Source organism: Bacillus sp. ISL-77 (assembly GCF_018613105.1).
In genome coordinates this window covers 70,871-85,508 of the sequence record NZ_JAGGQY010000051.1, presented here as the reverse complement: position 1 = coordinate 85,508, position 14,638 = coordinate 70,871, and the positions used below count along the sequence as shown (strand labels likewise).

The window sequence follows — 14,638 nt, the reverse complement described above, 5'->3', positions numbered from 1 at the left end:
TTCGGATTTTTATTTCTCAAGGAGAACCTGTATATGAATCAAACCTATACGTTAAAGGAAAAGACAAAGCAAATTTTTATTTTGTTGATTCCTATCTTAATTACACAACTTGGCATGTTTTCAATGGTGTTTTTTAATACGATTATGTCAGGGAAGTACAATTCCACCGCTTTAGCCGGAGTAGCAATAGGGTCCTCGATTTGGAGTCCGATTTTTACGGGGATCAGCGGAATACTTCTTGCGGTTTCACCCATTGCCGCTCAACGCTTTGGTGAAAAGAAGAGCAATGAAGTAGCATCAGTGGTGAAGCATGGAATGTATCTTTCCATTTTAATTGCACTAGTGGTCATCATCCTGGGGTTCTTTTTGTTAGACCCGATCCTAGATTTAATGAAACTTGATTCCGGTGTGCATAACACTGCCTTTCATTATCTAGTCGGACTCAGCTATGGAATTCTTCCGCTATTTATTTTTAATGTACTTAGATCATTTATTTATGCACTTGGCAAAACTAGGGTTATTATGGTGATCATGCTTTTGTCGTTACCGTTCAATTTCTTTTTGAACTATGTGCTCATTTTTGGAAACTTGGGTTTCCCAGAGCTTGGTGGTGCAGGGGCAGGGTATGCAACATCGATTACGTATTGGGGGATTATGGGGATGACGGTGTTTATTGTTAAAACCCAAGAACCTTTCTCCACGTACTCCGTTTTTGCTGATTTAAAAGAATTTTCTTGGGATAAATGTAAAGAGATATTAAAGATCGGCGTGCCGATGGGACTCTCTACATTCTTTGAAACTAGTATGTTTGCGGTGGTTACCATCTTACTAAGTAAATTTGATGTCACTACCATTGCTGCCTATCAATCTGCTTTAAATATCGTCTCTTTTCTATACATGATTCCGATTAGTATTTCGACGGCACAAACGGTCCTAGTCGGGTATGAAGTTGGGGCCCGTCGTTATAAAGATGCGAAACAATACAGCTGGTTAGGAGTTTATCTTGCCATCTTGATTGCCGTTGTGACTGGAGTATTAGTAGTGATTTTTCGTTATCAAGTTGCCGGTTTTTACTCGAATGAAATGGCCGTCATTAATTTAACCGCCAATTTCTTAATCTTTGCGCTGTTTTTCCAAATTTGTGATGCCATCCAGGCAACTGCCCAAGCTGCCTTAAGAGGATATAAGGACGTCAACCTTGCCTTTATCATGACACTCATAGCCTATTGGCTCATCTGTCTTCCATCAGGATATCTACTCGCACATTATACGAGTTTAGGAGCAAGAGGCTACTGGATCGGACTAACCATCGGCCTGCTCGCAGCCGGAATAGCCCTATCCATCAGACTCATCTACATCCAAAAGCGGAAATTCGTCAGTAGAGCGGTTTAATGGTCTCATTTATTTGGTGTCTTTATTGGCGTCTTTACTGGTGTCTTTATTTGGTGTTCTTTTTTGGTGTCAGGCACCACGAAAAGACAGTATTTGGATTTTGTCCGTATGGAGTGGACACTTTGATATTGTTGGAAACAAAAAGGGTTACGTAGATTAGCTACGTGCTCTTTTTTGTTCATTTTCACATTTTAGGGTCACGTAGAGCACGTCTACGTGCCTGTAATTGTATAACTACACCGATTAGGGTCACGTAGAGCACGTCTACGTGCCCGTAATTGTATAATTACACCGATTAGGGTCACGTAGAACACGTATACGTGCCTGTAATTGTATAATTACACCGATTAGGGTCACGTAGAGCTCGTTTACGTGCCTGTTTTTGTTTTTACTAAGCAATTAGAGTCACGTAGAAAATTTAATAAATAATTGGCTTACTGAATCTTCTAATGGTAAAATATAGATGATGGTAAGTTTCAAATCTGCAGGTGAGGTGACCCTTTATGGGAAGGGAAGTACACTTTAAAGAGGAAGAATTCGTACTGAAGTTAACTGCGCTTTTAAGCATTTTTGCATTAAAGTGGCAGTTGAAAATTCCTTACAAATCGATAAAAAGTGTTTATATTGATGACTTTGATCCTCCAATGTAGATGCTCCGCATGCCTGGAACCGCCATTGCACCACTCAACATTTACGAAGGCAGCTTTAAGTTTGGTAATGAATGGTACTTCCTTTCATGTAAACATAAAGTACCACTTGTCCATTTTGAATTAGAAAATTTCGGAAAGTATAAATATGTCATTTTTGAAATTGAAAACCCAAGAGCTGTAATGATAGAATTAAGAAAGAAATTAAGACATTTGGAAGAGTGAATAATGCACAAAAAAGAAAAAAATGTAATGATGATTACGTCATTACATTTTTTTTCTTTTTCCTTTACGTTTTTTAACTAATCTACTAATAATATAAATACCGCCAATTAGAGAGAATAAATTTAATGGATCCCCAAGGTTAATATTCAAAGTGAAATTATTAGTTACCCTGACATCATTTTTATTGTTATTCGAACCTGGTTGATTATTAATTTCCTTCAATTCTTTCAAAAAAAATCACCTCTCTAATAAATATAGTATAATTATATTCACAAAAAATTCCAACTATAAAAGGCTAGGTGTGAGTACACTAGTAATCTAAAAAATAAATGACGCCATTCTATTAAGAATGGCGTCTGAAAAGATTAATATAATTTTTTTAAGTTAAATAGTTTAGAGAATAAAGTTTGATTTTTATCAGTTACCTTTAATTCTTCCATGATTAATTTTTCTTGATTGGTTGTAATCCAATTTTGTAATTCTTGTTTATCTTTACAAAGCGTATAATATGTTTCCCCACCTTTACCAAGTGCGTTGACAACATATCTACAAGTGTTCGCCATAATGTCCACCTTTAAAAATAAATTATTGTTTTCTATATGGATTATATCAGGCTTGAAAAAATAGTCCATCATTATTTTTCAGCAAAAATCAGCAAATAAGGCTGTTTACAACGAATGTAATATCTAATTTCGATTATTGAGTGGAAATTGTGTATAATACATTCATAATAGTGATTGGTTTAAATGGAGTTGAAGATATGATTACAATAGCGGATATAGCAAAACTGTCGGGTGTTGCAAAGAGTACGGTTTCTCGTTACTTAAACGGGGGATCTGTGGGTGAAAAAACCAGTAAAAAAATTGAAAGTGTCATTAAAGAAACGGGATATACACCTAATAAATTTGCCCAAAGCCTAAAAGCCAAGAAAACAAATATTATTGGCACGATTGTCCCAAGATTAGATTCATTCGCCACATCACAGACTCTGATTGGGATGGATGACCAGCTAAGGGAACAAGGATATCAATTAGTAATATCCAACTCTAGTCAGGATCTCGATCGAGAAATTGAAAACATATATAGTTTGGCCAAACAAAAGGTAGCAGGAATAATTCTTCTTGCAACCGAAATCACCGAAAGACATATTGAAGCCTTTGATAATATTCAGGTTCCCATCATATTAGTGGGGCAGGAGCATTCTGATTTTCACAGCGTTATCCACGATGATTATCAAGCTGCATACGAGTTAGGCCAATATATTCTGGAAAAAGGACATAGAAGAATTGCCTACTTGGGTGTTACAGAGAGGGATATAGCTGTAGGTGTCAAACGAAAAGCCGGGTTTATGAAGGCAGTTTCAGAACAACCTAGGTGTGAAGTTCAGTATTTTGAAACAAGCTTTAAAATTGAAGATGCAATCAAAAATGTCCCCAATATTATTAAAAGCTTCCATCCTACTATTATTGCTTGTGCAACCGATAATATCGCTTTAGGTGCTTTAAAAGCAGCAAATATGGAGGGGCTAACGGTGCCTGACCAGCTTTCCATTACTGGATTTGGCGGCTATGACATCACGAAAATCACATTTCCAGGCATCACAACAGCAAAGTTTTTCTATAAAGAGGCAGGACATGTAGCCGCAATGAATATCGTTAAATTGGTTAATGAGGAACAAATTGAAAAAACAACACTTTCAAAATTTAAAATAATGGAGCAAGAAAGCGTTGACAAGGTAATCTATTAATCTTATAATCTAGTTGAAACCGGTTCCACTTTAATATATTTATTTTTGGAACCGGTTCCTACGAAAGCATCTTGGAACTCGTTCCTTTAATTGATTTTTTTTGAATGATTTCGGAACCGGTTCCACAACATAACTAATAGGATAGGGTGATAGTTGATGAATTACAAAAAGATTGCTGAAGAGATACTTGATGCAATTGGTGGTAAGGAAAATGTATCGGCAGCAGCACACTGTGCAACAAGATTAAGAATGGTTTTAAACGAAGATGAAAACATTGATAAAGCTAAATTAGAAGAAATGGATGTAGTTAAAGGTACTTTTTCTACGGGTGGTCAATTCCAAATTATCTTGGGGTCAGGAACAGTAAATGAAGTATACAAGGAACTCGCTAAACTAACAGGATTATCTGAAATGTCTACTAAGGAAGTTTCCAAAGCAGGATCAAAGAAGTTAAATCCTATTCAACAATTTGTCAAAATGCTATCGGATATCTTTGTTCCGATTATTCCAGCCATCGTTGCTGGCGGATTATTAATGGGAATCAATAATCTCTTAACTGCTAAGGATTTCTTTATTGCAGGAAAATCATTAATCGAAGCTTATCCAAATATCGCCGATTTGGCAGGACTTATAAATACATTTGCTAATGCAGCCTTTGTATTCTTACCAATATTAATTGGCTTCTCCGCAACACAGCGGTTTGGTGGTAATCCATATCTTGGTGCTGCACTTGGAATGCTCATGGTCCATCCCGACTTATTAAATGGTTACGGGTATGCTGATGCGGTAGCTAAAGGCGAAGTTCCAATTTGGAAGATTTTTAACTTTGAAATCGAAAAGGTAGGTTATCAGGGCTCTGTGCTTCCTGTCCTAGTTTCATCATTTGTTTTAGCAAAAATGGAAACATTTTTACGAAGAAGAGTCCCTTCTTTCCTTGATAACTTAGTTACACCATTATTATCTATTTTCATCACAGGAATTCTTACGTTCACATTAATCGGACCGATCACTCGTGGAGCGGGTAATCTGTTGACAGACGGTTTAGTTTGGTTATATGACACAACTGGCTTTATCGGCGGGATATTATTTGGTCTTGTTTATGCTCCAATCGTCATCACTGGTATGCATCACAGCTTTATCGCCATTGAAACCCAGCTTTTGGCTGATATTGCAAAAACTGGCGGTTCATTCATTTTTCCAATCGCTGCTATGTCTAACGTGGGTCAAGGTGCGGCAACGCTGGCAGTCCTTGCACTGACTAAGGATGCGAAAGTAAAAGGAGTAGCTTCTGCTGCAGGTATTTCAGCACTTCTTGGTATTACCGAACCAGCCATGTTCGGGGTTAACCTTAAGTTAAAATATCCGTTTATTGGTGCAATCGTTGGTTCTGCCGTAGGTTCCGGCTTTGTTACTTTGTTTAAAGTGAAAGCTATTGCCATGGGGGCTGCTGGTTTACCTGGAATCATTTCTATTAAACCAGGAACAATTACTTTCTATATTATCGGCATGGCACTTTCTTTTGCTGCGGCTTTCCTTGTTACTATTATTCTCGGGAAACGCGATGCGAAAAAGCAAGTAGCAGCCAACTAGAGATCTATAAAATCGGAAAGGGAATCATTAATGATTCTCTTCCATTTATTTAAGGAGTAGAAACATTATGGAGTGGACTAAAGAGAAAAGATACCGCCGAATTGAAAATGAAAGCCCTGAAGCAATGCAGGAATTAATGAAAAAGGTAAATGTTTGCCCTTGGAGGCAATCGTTTCATATACAGCCTAATACCGGTTTACTAAATGATCCAAATGGCTTTGCTTTTTATAATGGTTACTATCATTTATTTTATCAATGGTTTCCATTAGGACCTGTCCATGGGTTGAAATATTGGTACCATGTGAAATCAAAGGATCTAGTGCATTGGGAAGACGAAGGAATAGGCATTGCACCGGGGGATTTTTTCGATAGCCATGGAGCATATTCAGGCAGTGCAATTGAACAGGATGGAAATTTATATTTAATGTATACAGGGAATACACGCGATGAAAATTGGAAAAGGCATCCATATCAATGTTTGGCTGTTATGAATGAACAAGGTGATATTGAAAAAGAGAACCTGCCAGTAATCTCAACTGTTCCAAGTGGTTATACCGACCATTTTCGTGACCCAAAGGTGTGGAAGTCTGAGGATGGCCAATTTTATACGGTTATTGGTGCACAACGTGATAATTTAACCGGTACTGCTGTCCTTTATCGTTCGTCCAATTTAAAACAATGGAACTTTGAAGGGGAATTAGAAACGGAGCTAAAGAATTTTGGTTACATGTGGGAATGCCCGGATTATTTTGAACTCGGCCATCAAGGCATTTTTGTATTTTCTCCTCAAGGGCTCGAACCCCATGGCGATGATTTCCACAATATTTATCAATCGGGGTATATTTTGGGAAAGAAACTAAACCTGCCGAATAGAAATTTTGTCCACGGTGATTTTCGTGAGCTTGACCGCGGCTTTGATTTTTATGCCCCGCAAACGACACTTGGACCGGATGGGAGAAGAATTCTCATTGGCTGGATGGGGTTACCGGAAATAGAATATCCAACGGATCCTAACGGCTGGGCTCATTGTTTAACGATTCCTCGCGAATTAAAGATGAAAGATAACAAATTAATCCAACAGCCAATAGAAGAAATGAAACTGCTTCGTAAAGTTGAACAAAAAATTACGGAATTTATTGAGAATGATGTGAAAAGCTTCCCAGGTATGAATGGTACAACCTTTGAATTGTATTGTGAAATGTCTGATATTTTTGCAGAAGAATGTGGAATTGAGTTTCGGGCGAATGATACGAAAAAAACCGTAATTAAATATCATCTTGCCGAACAAAAGGTGATTTTGGATCGCAGTTATTCTGGTACGGAGGTTGGAACTGCTTACGGGACAACAAGAGCATGTCAACTTAATAGCAAAAAGATTTCGATTCATATGTTCGTAGATACCTCTTCTGTTGAGATATTTATCAATGATGGGGAAGAAGTCTTTACAGCACGGATTTTCCCAGAGTCAGATTGCGACCAAATTAGGTTCTTTGCGTCAAAAGGCAGTGCTATGTTCAATATAAAGAAATGGGATTATTGAAGAAGTAGGTGTAAATAATGGGGACTTTATTTTGTATTGGGGAAGTATTAATTGACTTTATTCCTCTTCAAAAAGGAAAAGCGTTGAAGGATGTTGAGACATTTGAACGGGCACCAGGGGGAGCGCCAGCAAATGTTGCAGCTACAGTTGCAACGTTCGAAGGAAAATCCTCGATGATTACCAAATTGGGGAAGGATGCCTTTGGAGACTTTCTTGTGGAAAAGTTAAACCAATCCGGTGTCCAAACAGATTATATTTGTAGGACGGAAGAGGCTAACACCGCATTAGCTTTTGTTTCCTTACGGGAAGATGGGGAAAGAGATTTTTCCTTTTATCGGAAACCTTCTGCTGATCTCTTGCTTACAGAGGCAGAAATAAATGGAGAGTGGTTTAACAAAGGCGACATCCTCCATTTCGGTTCAGTGGATTTAGTGGAAAGCCCGATGAAACAGGCACATAGAAAAGCAATTGAACAAGCGGAGCAAAAGGGGACATTGATCAGTTTTGACCCAAATGTTCGTTTACCCCTTTGGGAGGACCATGAGTGCTGCAGGCAAACAATCTTAGATTTTGTTCCGAGAGCTCATATTTTAAAAATATCAGACGAGGAATTGTTCTTCATTACAAAAATCAATGACGTGGAAGAAGCGATTCAATCATTATTTATAGGTAATGTTAAGGCGGTTCTATTTACAAAAGGTTCTTTAGGGGCAGATCTTTATCTAAAAAATGAAAAGTTTGAATCAAAAGGTTATCGGGTCACGGTTCAGGATACTACAGGTGCCGGGGATGCATTTATCGGTGGATTTTTGTATCAATTACTGGAAAAACAAGTAAACCAAACAAATCTTGATTCAGTATGCAGAACATATCAAAAGACACTTCTCAAATTTGCGAATGCTGCTGGGGCACTTACAACCACTGGTAAAGGGGCAATTAGTTCGATACCGACGAAAAAATTAGTAATGAAATTAATTGGGGACAAAACCGGAGGAGAAAACTAATAGATTAAAAGCTGCAAGAGAATAAGGCGTCAATTGGGTTATTGACGCCCCTTTTATTTTTATGAAGTGTTTAAGCGTTTTCAACCTTCGTTGACTTAAATGTCATTCCCCAGGCTCTTTTCATGACTGTGATCGACATCCAGAACAACAGGACAGCGATCACTGGGTGAGCGGCTGCAGCCCATGGTAAAACAGAGGTCATGTTGGCGGTGAAATAAATGACGAAAATAAGACCAAAAAGCCCGGCACTTTGCCAAATGGCCCAGCGCGGCAATCTCCCTACCAAAGACATCACTAACATTAAAATAGGAATAAATTCAAATAAATGCACAAACATTTCATGATAAGGCCAGTTTCCTTGATTCACAAAAACGGCTAAACCAGCCAAAAACACCTGTCCAATAATACAAAGCACAAACAGGATACTTAATAAAACAAAACTAATCTTTCCGACTCGCCCTTTTTGCGGCTCTTCTTTTTTCTCCATTGGTTAATCCCCCTTCAAAATAACACCAGTGAACACTCTCACTCCTGGATTCTAGTTTATCAAGATATTCATAGTTTAAATATGAGCCAGAGGCGTAATTTCGCCTAGGTCTGTAGTCTTAGCTAGGGATTTCATTGTTTGAAAAAAATAAACAAAAGCCGTTAAGGTTACTTGTCAGTTTTTTGTGGGATAGGTTTCTAAATCGAGAGATTCTTTTTGATTTCTGCAATGGTCAAGATTATATTAATTATCAACAACATAAAGTAATCTAATAAAAGAAAATTTTTTGACCCGTATCTTTTCATCCCTCTTGAAACGTTTAAAGGATAGAGAGTGCTAAAGGAGTGAAATCAATGTCACACAAGCATAGTCAGGTCAGCTTAGAAGGGAAAGTGCACGAAAATAGGGTTGAAGAGGATTTTTGGAGCGAAAATTATCCAAAACTTCAACGATATTGTCAGTTTCTCGCCCGCAATAGATGGGATGGGGACGATATCGCTCAGGAGACGTTTGTGAAGGCCTTAAGATATGGCAATCAGCAAAAGTTGACCTCTGCATTACTGAATAAAATTGCCTATAATCATTGGGTTGATTTGCTTCGAAAAAGGAAACATGAAGCAGTGGAAGCGGATCCCGATTTTGCCCATCAGACTTTAACAAATCAACTTGATGAAACAAGGGATTCGGTTGAGTTACTTTTGAAAAACTTCACCCCAAATCAAGCGATCATCTTTTTGTTAAAAGAGGGCTTTCGATACCAGATGAAGGAGATTGCAACGATATTGGATTCGACAGAAACCTCAGTAAAGTCCAATCTTCATCGCGCAAAAAAGCGTCTCGAAAAAGCAAACGAAGAGAAGCAATTTGATTCGGTTGATTCATATTGGGATGAGGAAGAAAGGGAGCTTCTTTCGGAAATATTTTATGAAGCACTGAAAAACCAAGACCCAGCCATCCTCATCCAATTTATTTCTTCACGAACAAGGAAAAGTAACGTGCCTAAACTAGTTACTGGAAAATTTTCGTCCAAACCAAATTACACTCCTTCAAGCACTCTCTGTATGGCTGCATAGCCAAATTGCTTTCAAGGAGGGATTGGGATGAGTACCATTCCATATGTAATCGAACAATCTAATCGTGGAGAACGTTCATATGATATCTATTCACGATTGTTAAAGGACAGAATTATTATCATTGGGGATGAAATAAACGAACATACGGCCAATAGTGTCGTGGCCCAATTATTATTTTTAGCAGCAGACGCACCGGATAAAGAAATTTCGCTCTATATCAACAGCCCAGGAGGTTTGACTACAGCTGGTTTTGCCATTTTTGACACGATGCAATACATTAAGCCAGATGTCAGGACAATCTGCACAGGGATGGCCGCATCATTTGGGGCGATGTTACTGCTTGCTGGAAAAAAGGGAAAACGGTACGCACTGCCAAATAGTGAAATTATGATTCATCAGCCGTTAGGTGGAGCAAGAGGGCAAGCAACGGAAATCGAGATTTCTGCACGAAGAATCTTAAAGTTAAGAGAGCATATCAATAAGATTATTTCAGAACGGACCGGACAACCGCTTGAAAAGGTGGCAAAGGATACGGATCGAGATTACTTCATGAGTGCCGAAGAAGCGAAAGAGTATGGGATAATCGATGAGATTCTCTACCCAAAATAAGTTTAATGGAAGAGATATCGTGTATTAATAAAATGCAACCCATAGAGGCTGTACTATTCTACCCTTATTCTAAGGGTCACATTTGACATTATAGAGAATCAAATTAGCTGGTTGCTTGTGTCGGGTCAAGTTCAAAATCAAGTTGGGTACAATCGTTCAAGAAAGCTGCCATTGGCAGCTTTTTTGATTGGATATGGAAATATTGAAAAAATAGACTAGAACTATTCCTGCTAATAGTTTAATATATTTTCCAATAAAGAGACTGAGGGGGATTTTCTATGGATATAAAAATAGATGATTTAACGGGAGCAGAAGTGGCTGAATTGGTGGGGGAGCATCTTCATGGTATGACACTGAATTCACCGCCGGAAAGTATCCACGCATTAAATCTTGAGCAATTGCGAAAACCAGAGATTACATTCTGGAGTGCATGGGAAGGCAATGAATTAGTTGGTTGTGGGGCACTTAAAGAACTTGACGGTCAACATGGAGAAATAAAATCCATGCGAACATCTTCCTCACATTTAAGAAAGGGTGTAGCAAAACAACTTCTGCAACACATAATTGAAGAAGCCAAACAGCGGGGCTATCATAGGCTGAGCTTGGAAACGGGATCAATGGATGCTTTTGAACCAGCAAGAAGACTATATGCAAGTTTCGGGTTCCAGTCTTGTATGCCTTTTGCGGATTACATGGACGACCCAAATAGTGTATTTATGACAATGGAATTATAAGTAAGTTTGGGAGGGATATATGATGGAACACGAATTAAAAGAGGTCATCAAAAAGTGTGATATGGCCATTAAACAGGAAGATTTTGATACGCTGATGAATTACTATACCGATGATGCCATTCTTGTTGTAAAGCCTGGAATGATTGCACGCGGAAAAGAGGAAATCAAAAAAGCATTTATTGCGATTGCAAATTATTTCAATAACAGTGTTGTACCAACACAGGGGGAAATGATTATTCTAGAAGCTGGAGACACAGCATTAGTCATTTCCCAAACACTACTCGCTGCCGATAAAAAGGATTCAGAATATTCTATGGATAGAAAGGCGACCTATGTATTTAAGAAAAATTTACAAGGTGATTGGCTTTGTGCAATCGATAACTCATATGGGACCGAATTGATCAATAATTAGACATCCGAGGACAAATAAAAAGAGTTGGTTACCTCTCATACTTGGGTAATCAACTCCTTTCTTATTCAAATCTAGCACAATTGTGCCGATATGGTCGACCGATCTTCTACGTTATTTTCAATGATTGCGTAGGCTGCATTTAATTGAAAAAAAGTATTAAAATTATTATTAGATTAAACTTTTTGGGGGAATGAAATATGAGTGGAATTGCAAAAACGCCTGAACCACCGTACTACGCAGTGATTTTTGCTTCACAGAGAACTAAAGGTGACAGTGGTTATGGAAAAATGGCAGATAAAATGGTAGAGTTAGCTTCTCAGCAAAAAGGATTCTTAGGTGTGGAAAGTGCAAGGGATGAAGGGTTAGGAATTACAGTTTCATATTGGGATTCTTTAGAATCTATAAAGAACTGGAAGGAAAATTCTGCTCATAGAATAGCACAGGATAAAGGGAAAAAAGAATGGTACAAGAATTTTTCTCTTAGAGTATGCCGTGTAGAGAGACATAACTTTTTTGAAATGTGACTTTTGGCTGATTTTTGTATTAATTACCTTGATAAAATGGTGCTTTTCAGTGTAAAAAAAAGAGGTGAATAATTCACCTCCATCTTGATTGTTTAAAATATCAGTCCTGTCTATGTGGATACATTTGATGCCATTGCTGCCAGGTACCATGAGGATGATGGTGATGCCACTGCTGCCAAGGTACCCAAGGATGTTGTTGTTGCCACTGATGATGAGTGCCATGAGGATAGTGGTGATGCCACTGCTGCCAAGGCATATAAGGGTGTTGTTGGTGCCATTGTTGCCAACTACCGTGTGGATTGTGCTGATGCCACTGTTCCCAAGGCATAAATGAGGAATGTGATTGACCATGTCCATGAGTCATTAAATTCACCTTCTTTGCAATAAATTAATTCTTTATAGCTTATGCATAGTATATTTTGATGGACATATTTCCACTAAATTTAGGCTAATTCACCAATAATTCGCACTGTCAGAAGATAAAAAAATCAGCTGTGAATATATTTCAAGGTTGTGAAAACAAAATAAAAAGAACGCACATATTAGAGATGAAAATCTAACATGTTCGTTCTTATTCTTGTTTACCGCTTTTTCTTTTTTGAATTATCTACAACAAGTTTATTTTTATTAACAACCTCTATAGAAACCAGAACATGAATATTGAGATCATCAATATTCTTAACACTTTCAACTTTTGCCTTTCGACCTTTAATTTTTAACTCTTCACCTTCGGTTGGAACACGATTAAGCAGCTGAGTTAATAAAACGTTATTTTTTTCAATAAAATGAACAGCAAACATTTTGGTCTCACCTATTTCTTATGATATATGATACATAAAAAATGCTCATATAAAATATATGAGTTAAATTTAGACCAAATTACTAATACAAAAAAAAATTGAAAAATGCTGTTTACCTCAATTTTAGCTGGGGGTAATAATCGTAACTTTTCAAAATAAAAAAACTGTGTAGAATTAATATTGGGTATGTTTATTGAAAAATGAAAGATACATAAATGCGTTCGGGGGCCGACATCGGTGATTTTAAATAATGAAGAATTAGCAAGGAAAATAGAGGATATAAAAATTCAAGGGACCATGGAATACATTATTAATCGAAAGAAATTGTCACCAACTTATAATGGAGATTATTTGTCTTTAGATGGAAAGGGCACTGTGTTTCATATGGATAATTATTGTTTTGGTGTAGGCTTTGGCTTAAATGGAGATGTTTTAACCAGTGATATCGAGAGGGTAGAAAACATCATTCGGAAAAAAGATAATTGTTCAAATATACATTTAGAGTTAACTCCCTTTTCTGATCAACCATTACTAAAAATACTCCAAGAATCAGGATACACTCTAGAACAATTTCTAGCTGTTTGGGTACTCAAATTAGAGGAGTGGAATCCAAACAAAGGAAACCTAAGAAATGACGAGGTTTCAATAGTAAAAGTGGGTGCTGAAGAATCATATGAATGGGCACGAACCGTTGCCCTTGGTTTTTCAAGCGACCAGAACACAACGGAGGATTCAATCGAATCCGTAAGAGGTTTTTTAAATTTATCTCATTCAGCTGCTTTTTTATTAAAAGAAAAGGAAGAAAGTGTGGCAGGGGGATTCGTAGCAATATCTGACCAGCTCGGTGAAATGTTCTTAACTAGTACGATTCAAACACACAGAGGAAGAGGCTATCAAAATGTACTAATTGAAGAAAGAATTAAGTATGCAAAGTCTAAAGGATGTACTCATTTGACTGTGACGACAAAACCGAATAACACATCCGCTAGGAATATGGAAAGAAACGGTTTTAAATTAGCTTATAATAAGGTAATTATGAAGAGCCCGCTATTTAAGTAATCTCAAATAGAGAGGCAAAAGATTCCTTCCAAGGCTAACAGCTAGTTTATTTGACTAATATCCTTTCATTAATTATTCGTACAAAACGAACTAAATAGGAATTTATAATATAATTCCCTTGATCATTTTTCACGATAAAGTATTTGTTACGCTCCATCATTTCCACTACTTCTTGTTCAACATCTTCTTTATTAACATCTAATTCTTTTATCATTTTTTCGGTTATTATCTCATGATCAAACGTATAGCAAACTGTAAATTCCTTCAATCTAATTTTCCTTTCTGTAATTAATTGTGGTTATGAATAGAAAATCACTTCATTTTTTGCAACAATACTTCTGTAAAAAAGAAATCTACCCCTCGAATGAAGTGGGCAGAAGCCACACAAGGGGGTATCTTGTAATATCTATTTCTTCTCCACTTTGACTAACCCTTTTCCTAAATTATTCTTATCAAAATAGCATATGACCACATCATGAACGCGTATCTTATCACCCGAAAGGATGTTCTTTGAAGAAAAGATGATATCTGTTCCGTCATCACTTTTTCCGTAGTATTGCTTCCCTTTAATTTTACTAATCTTGTATTCTACCGTGGTGTACTCAGAGGAACCATTGTTTTTAGTTATAGTATTGTTAACAGGAGCAGAAGTATGATCTTTTACTAATACTAATGCTATTAAAATTGATGAGAGCACCAAAAGGATGATCACTCTTTTAATCATTGTTCTCTACCTCCTTCTATGTATTTTAAGAGAAATGATAGGAATGTAAATCCTCCTATCTTCCTTATGTC

18 protein-coding genes and 1 pseudogene are annotated in these 14,638 nt (G+C 37.3%); 13 read left to right on the top strand and 6 right to left on the bottom strand.

Features of this window, described 5'->3' with window-relative positions; all coding sequences use genetic code 11:
* Positions 1-33 precede the first annotated feature (33 nt).
* Together J7E77_RS20970 and J7E77_RS20965 are read left to right on the top strand one after the other, a co-directional pair.
* A complete protein-coding gene (locus J7E77_RS20970; RefSeq protein ID WP_214716805.1) occupies positions 34-1,392 on the top strand; it encodes an MATE family efflux transporter in 1,359 nt (452 codons plus the stop codon).
* Between the two features lie 503 nt (positions 1,393-1,895).
* Positions 1,896-2,264: pseudogene (locus tag J7E77_RS20965) on the top strand (hypothetical protein).
* A gap of 42 nt (positions 2,265-2,306) precedes the next feature.
* Here J7E77_RS20965 and J7E77_RS20960 read toward each other — a convergent pair.
* Both J7E77_RS20960 and J7E77_RS20955 read right to left on the bottom strand, forming a co-directional pair.
* Entirely contained in the window at positions 2,307-2,495 is a 189-nt protein-coding gene (locus J7E77_RS20960) for a hypothetical protein (RefSeq protein WP_214716804.1), read from the bottom strand.
* Positions 2,496-2,629: 134 nt separating this feature from the next.
* A complete protein-coding gene (locus J7E77_RS20955) occupies positions 2,630-2,827 on the bottom strand; it encodes a hypothetical protein (RefSeq protein ID WP_066253763.1) in 198 nt (65 codons plus the stop codon).
* A gap of 197 nt (positions 2,828-3,024) precedes the next feature.
* Here J7E77_RS20955 and J7E77_RS20950 point away from each other — a divergent pair, with 197 nt between their 5' ends.
* The 4 genes from J7E77_RS20950 (at position 3,025) to J7E77_RS20935 (ending at position 8,145) form a co-directional block, all read left to right on the top strand.
* Positions 3,025-4,011: a LacI family DNA-binding transcriptional regulator gene (locus J7E77_RS20950; protein WP_214716803.1), complete on the top strand. Its 987-nt coding sequence runs from the start codon at positions 3,025-3,027 to the stop codon at positions 4,009-4,011.
* A gap of 156 nt (positions 4,012-4,167) precedes the next feature.
* Complete coding sequence (locus J7E77_RS20945; RefSeq protein WP_214716802.1) at positions 4,168-5,601, top strand: sucrose-specific PTS transporter subunit IIBC; 1,434 nt, start codon at positions 4,168-4,170, stop codon at positions 5,599-5,601.
* Between the two features lie 67 nt (positions 5,602-5,668).
* On the top strand, positions 5,669-7,141 hold the full coding sequence (locus J7E77_RS20940; RefSeq protein WP_214716801.1) for a sucrose-6-phosphate hydrolase: 1,473 nt from the start codon (positions 5,669-5,671) through the stop codon (positions 7,139-7,141).
* 17 nt (positions 7,142-7,158) lie between these two features.
* On the top strand, positions 7,159-8,145 hold the full coding sequence (locus tag J7E77_RS20935; protein WP_214716800.1) for a carbohydrate kinase family protein: 987 nt from the start codon (positions 7,159-7,161) through the stop codon (positions 8,143-8,145).
* Positions 8,146-8,215: 70 nt separating this feature from the next.
* On the opposite strand, the gene J7E77_RS20930 is transcribed toward J7E77_RS20935, so the two are convergent.
* Positions 8,216-8,632: a DUF6220 domain-containing protein gene (locus J7E77_RS20930; protein ID WP_214716799.1), complete on the bottom strand. Its 417-nt coding sequence runs from the start codon at positions 8,630-8,632 to the stop codon at positions 8,216-8,218.
* A gap of 353 nt (positions 8,633-8,985) precedes the next feature.
* Here J7E77_RS20930 and J7E77_RS20925 point away from each other — a divergent pair, with 353 nt between their 5' ends.
* From J7E77_RS20925 to J7E77_RS20900, 6 genes are all read left to right on the top strand, one after another.
* Complete coding sequence (locus J7E77_RS20925; RefSeq protein WP_214716798.1) at positions 8,986-9,705, top strand: sigma-70 family RNA polymerase sigma factor; 720 nt, start codon at positions 8,986-8,988, stop codon at positions 9,703-9,705.
* A 27-nt stretch (positions 9,706-9,732) separates the two neighbouring features.
* Complete coding sequence (gene clpP, locus J7E77_RS20920; protein WP_214716797.1) at positions 9,733-10,314, top strand: ATP-dependent Clp endopeptidase proteolytic subunit ClpP; 582 nt, start codon at positions 9,733-9,735, stop codon at positions 10,312-10,314.
* 278 nt (positions 10,315-10,592) lie between these two features.
* Positions 10,593-11,048 carry a GNAT family N-acetyltransferase gene (locus J7E77_RS20915; protein WP_214716796.1) on the top strand — a complete coding sequence of 152 codons (456 nt, stop codon included), beginning with the start codon at positions 10,593-10,595 and terminating at the stop codon, positions 11,046-11,048.
* A 22-nt stretch (positions 11,049-11,070) separates the two neighbouring features.
* Positions 11,071-11,460 carry a YybH family protein gene (locus J7E77_RS20910; protein ID WP_168246077.1) on the top strand — a complete coding sequence of 130 codons (390 nt, stop codon included), beginning with the start codon at positions 11,071-11,073 and terminating at the stop codon, positions 11,458-11,460.
* Positions 11,461-11,657: 197 nt separating this feature from the next.
* On the top strand, positions 11,658-11,984 hold the full coding sequence (locus tag J7E77_RS20905) for an antibiotic biosynthesis monooxygenase family protein (protein WP_214716795.1): 327 nt from the start codon (positions 11,658-11,660) through the stop codon (positions 11,982-11,984).
* A 114-nt stretch (positions 11,985-12,098) separates the two neighbouring features.
* Positions 12,099-12,314 carry a hypothetical protein gene (locus J7E77_RS20900; protein WP_214716794.1) on the top strand — a complete coding sequence of 72 codons (216 nt, stop codon included), beginning with the start codon at positions 12,099-12,101 and terminating at the stop codon, positions 12,312-12,314.
* A gap of 251 nt (positions 12,315-12,565) precedes the next feature.
* Here J7E77_RS20900 and J7E77_RS20895 read toward each other — a convergent pair whose 3' ends face one another.
* Positions 12,566-12,784 carry a hypothetical protein gene (locus J7E77_RS20895; RefSeq protein WP_214716793.1) on the bottom strand — a complete coding sequence of 73 codons (219 nt, stop codon included), beginning with the start codon at positions 12,782-12,784 and terminating at the stop codon, positions 12,566-12,568.
* Between the two features lie 237 nt (positions 12,785-13,021).
* Between J7E77_RS20895 and J7E77_RS31260 the strand changes: the two genes are divergently transcribed.
* Positions 13,022-13,843, top strand: coding sequence for a GNAT family N-acetyltransferase (locus tag J7E77_RS31260; protein WP_214716792.1), 822 nt, complete (start codon positions 13,022-13,024; stop codon positions 13,841-13,843).
* 46 nt (positions 13,844-13,889) lie between these two features.
* Here J7E77_RS31260 and J7E77_RS20885 read toward each other — a convergent pair whose 3' ends face one another.
* Positions 13,890-14,111 carry a hypothetical protein gene (locus tag J7E77_RS20885; protein ID WP_088087032.1) on the bottom strand — a complete coding sequence of 74 codons (222 nt, stop codon included), beginning with the start codon at positions 14,109-14,111 and terminating at the stop codon, positions 13,890-13,892.
* A gap of 138 nt (positions 14,112-14,249) precedes the next feature.
* Positions 14,250-14,567 carry a hypothetical protein gene (locus J7E77_RS20880; RefSeq protein WP_088087033.1) on the bottom strand — a complete coding sequence of 106 codons (318 nt, stop codon included), beginning with the start codon at positions 14,565-14,567 and terminating at the stop codon, positions 14,250-14,252.
* Between the last annotated feature and the right edge of the window lie 71 nt (positions 14,568-14,638).

Excerpts from the sequence above, each read along its gene's own strand:
- J7E77_RS20970 (WP_214716805.1), top strand. The coding sequence starts at position 34 with ATGAATCAAACCTATACGTTAAAGGAAAAGACAAAGCAAATTTTTATT.
- J7E77_RS20955 (WP_066253763.1), bottom strand. The coding sequence starts at position 2,827 with ATGGCGAACACTTGTAGATATGTTGTCAACGCACTTGGTAAAGGTGGG.
- J7E77_RS20950 (WP_214716803.1), top strand. The coding sequence starts at position 3,025 with ATGATTACAATAGCGGATATAGCAAAACTGTCGGGTGTTGCAAAGAGT.
- J7E77_RS20945 (WP_214716802.1), top strand. The coding sequence starts at position 4,168 with ATGAATTACAAAAAGATTGCTGAAGAGATACTTGATGCAATTGGTGGT.
- J7E77_RS20940 (WP_214716801.1), top strand. The coding sequence starts at position 5,669 with ATGGAGTGGACTAAAGAGAAAAGATACCGCCGAATTGAAAATGAAAGC.
- J7E77_RS20935 (WP_214716800.1), top strand. The coding sequence starts at position 7,159 with ATGGGGACTTTATTTTGTATTGGGGAAGTATTAATTGACTTTATTCCT.
- J7E77_RS20930 (WP_214716799.1), bottom strand. The coding sequence starts at position 8,632 with ATGGAGAAAAAAGAAGAGCCGCAAAAAGGGCGAGTCGGAAAGATTAGT.
- J7E77_RS20925 (WP_214716798.1), top strand. The coding sequence starts at position 8,986 with ATGTCACACAAGCATAGTCAGGTCAGCTTAGAAGGGAAAGTGCACGAA.
- clpP (WP_214716797.1), top strand. The coding sequence starts at position 9,733 with ATGAGTACCATTCCATATGTAATCGAACAATCTAATCGTGGAGAACGT.
- J7E77_RS20915 (WP_214716796.1), top strand. The coding sequence starts at position 10,593 with ATGGATATAAAAATAGATGATTTAACGGGAGCAGAAGTGGCTGAATTG.
- J7E77_RS20910 (WP_168246077.1), top strand. The coding sequence starts at position 11,071 with ATGGAACACGAATTAAAAGAGGTCATCAAAAAGTGTGATATGGCCATT.
- J7E77_RS20905 (WP_214716795.1), top strand. The coding sequence starts at position 11,658 with ATGAGTGGAATTGCAAAAACGCCTGAACCACCGTACTACGCAGTGATT.
- J7E77_RS20895 (WP_214716793.1), bottom strand. The coding sequence starts at position 12,784 with ATGTTTGCTGTTCATTTTATTGAAAAAAATAACGTTTTATTAACTCAG.
- J7E77_RS20880 (WP_088087033.1), bottom strand. The coding sequence starts at position 14,567 with ATGATTAAAAGAGTGATCATCCTTTTGGTGCTCTCATCAATTTTAATA.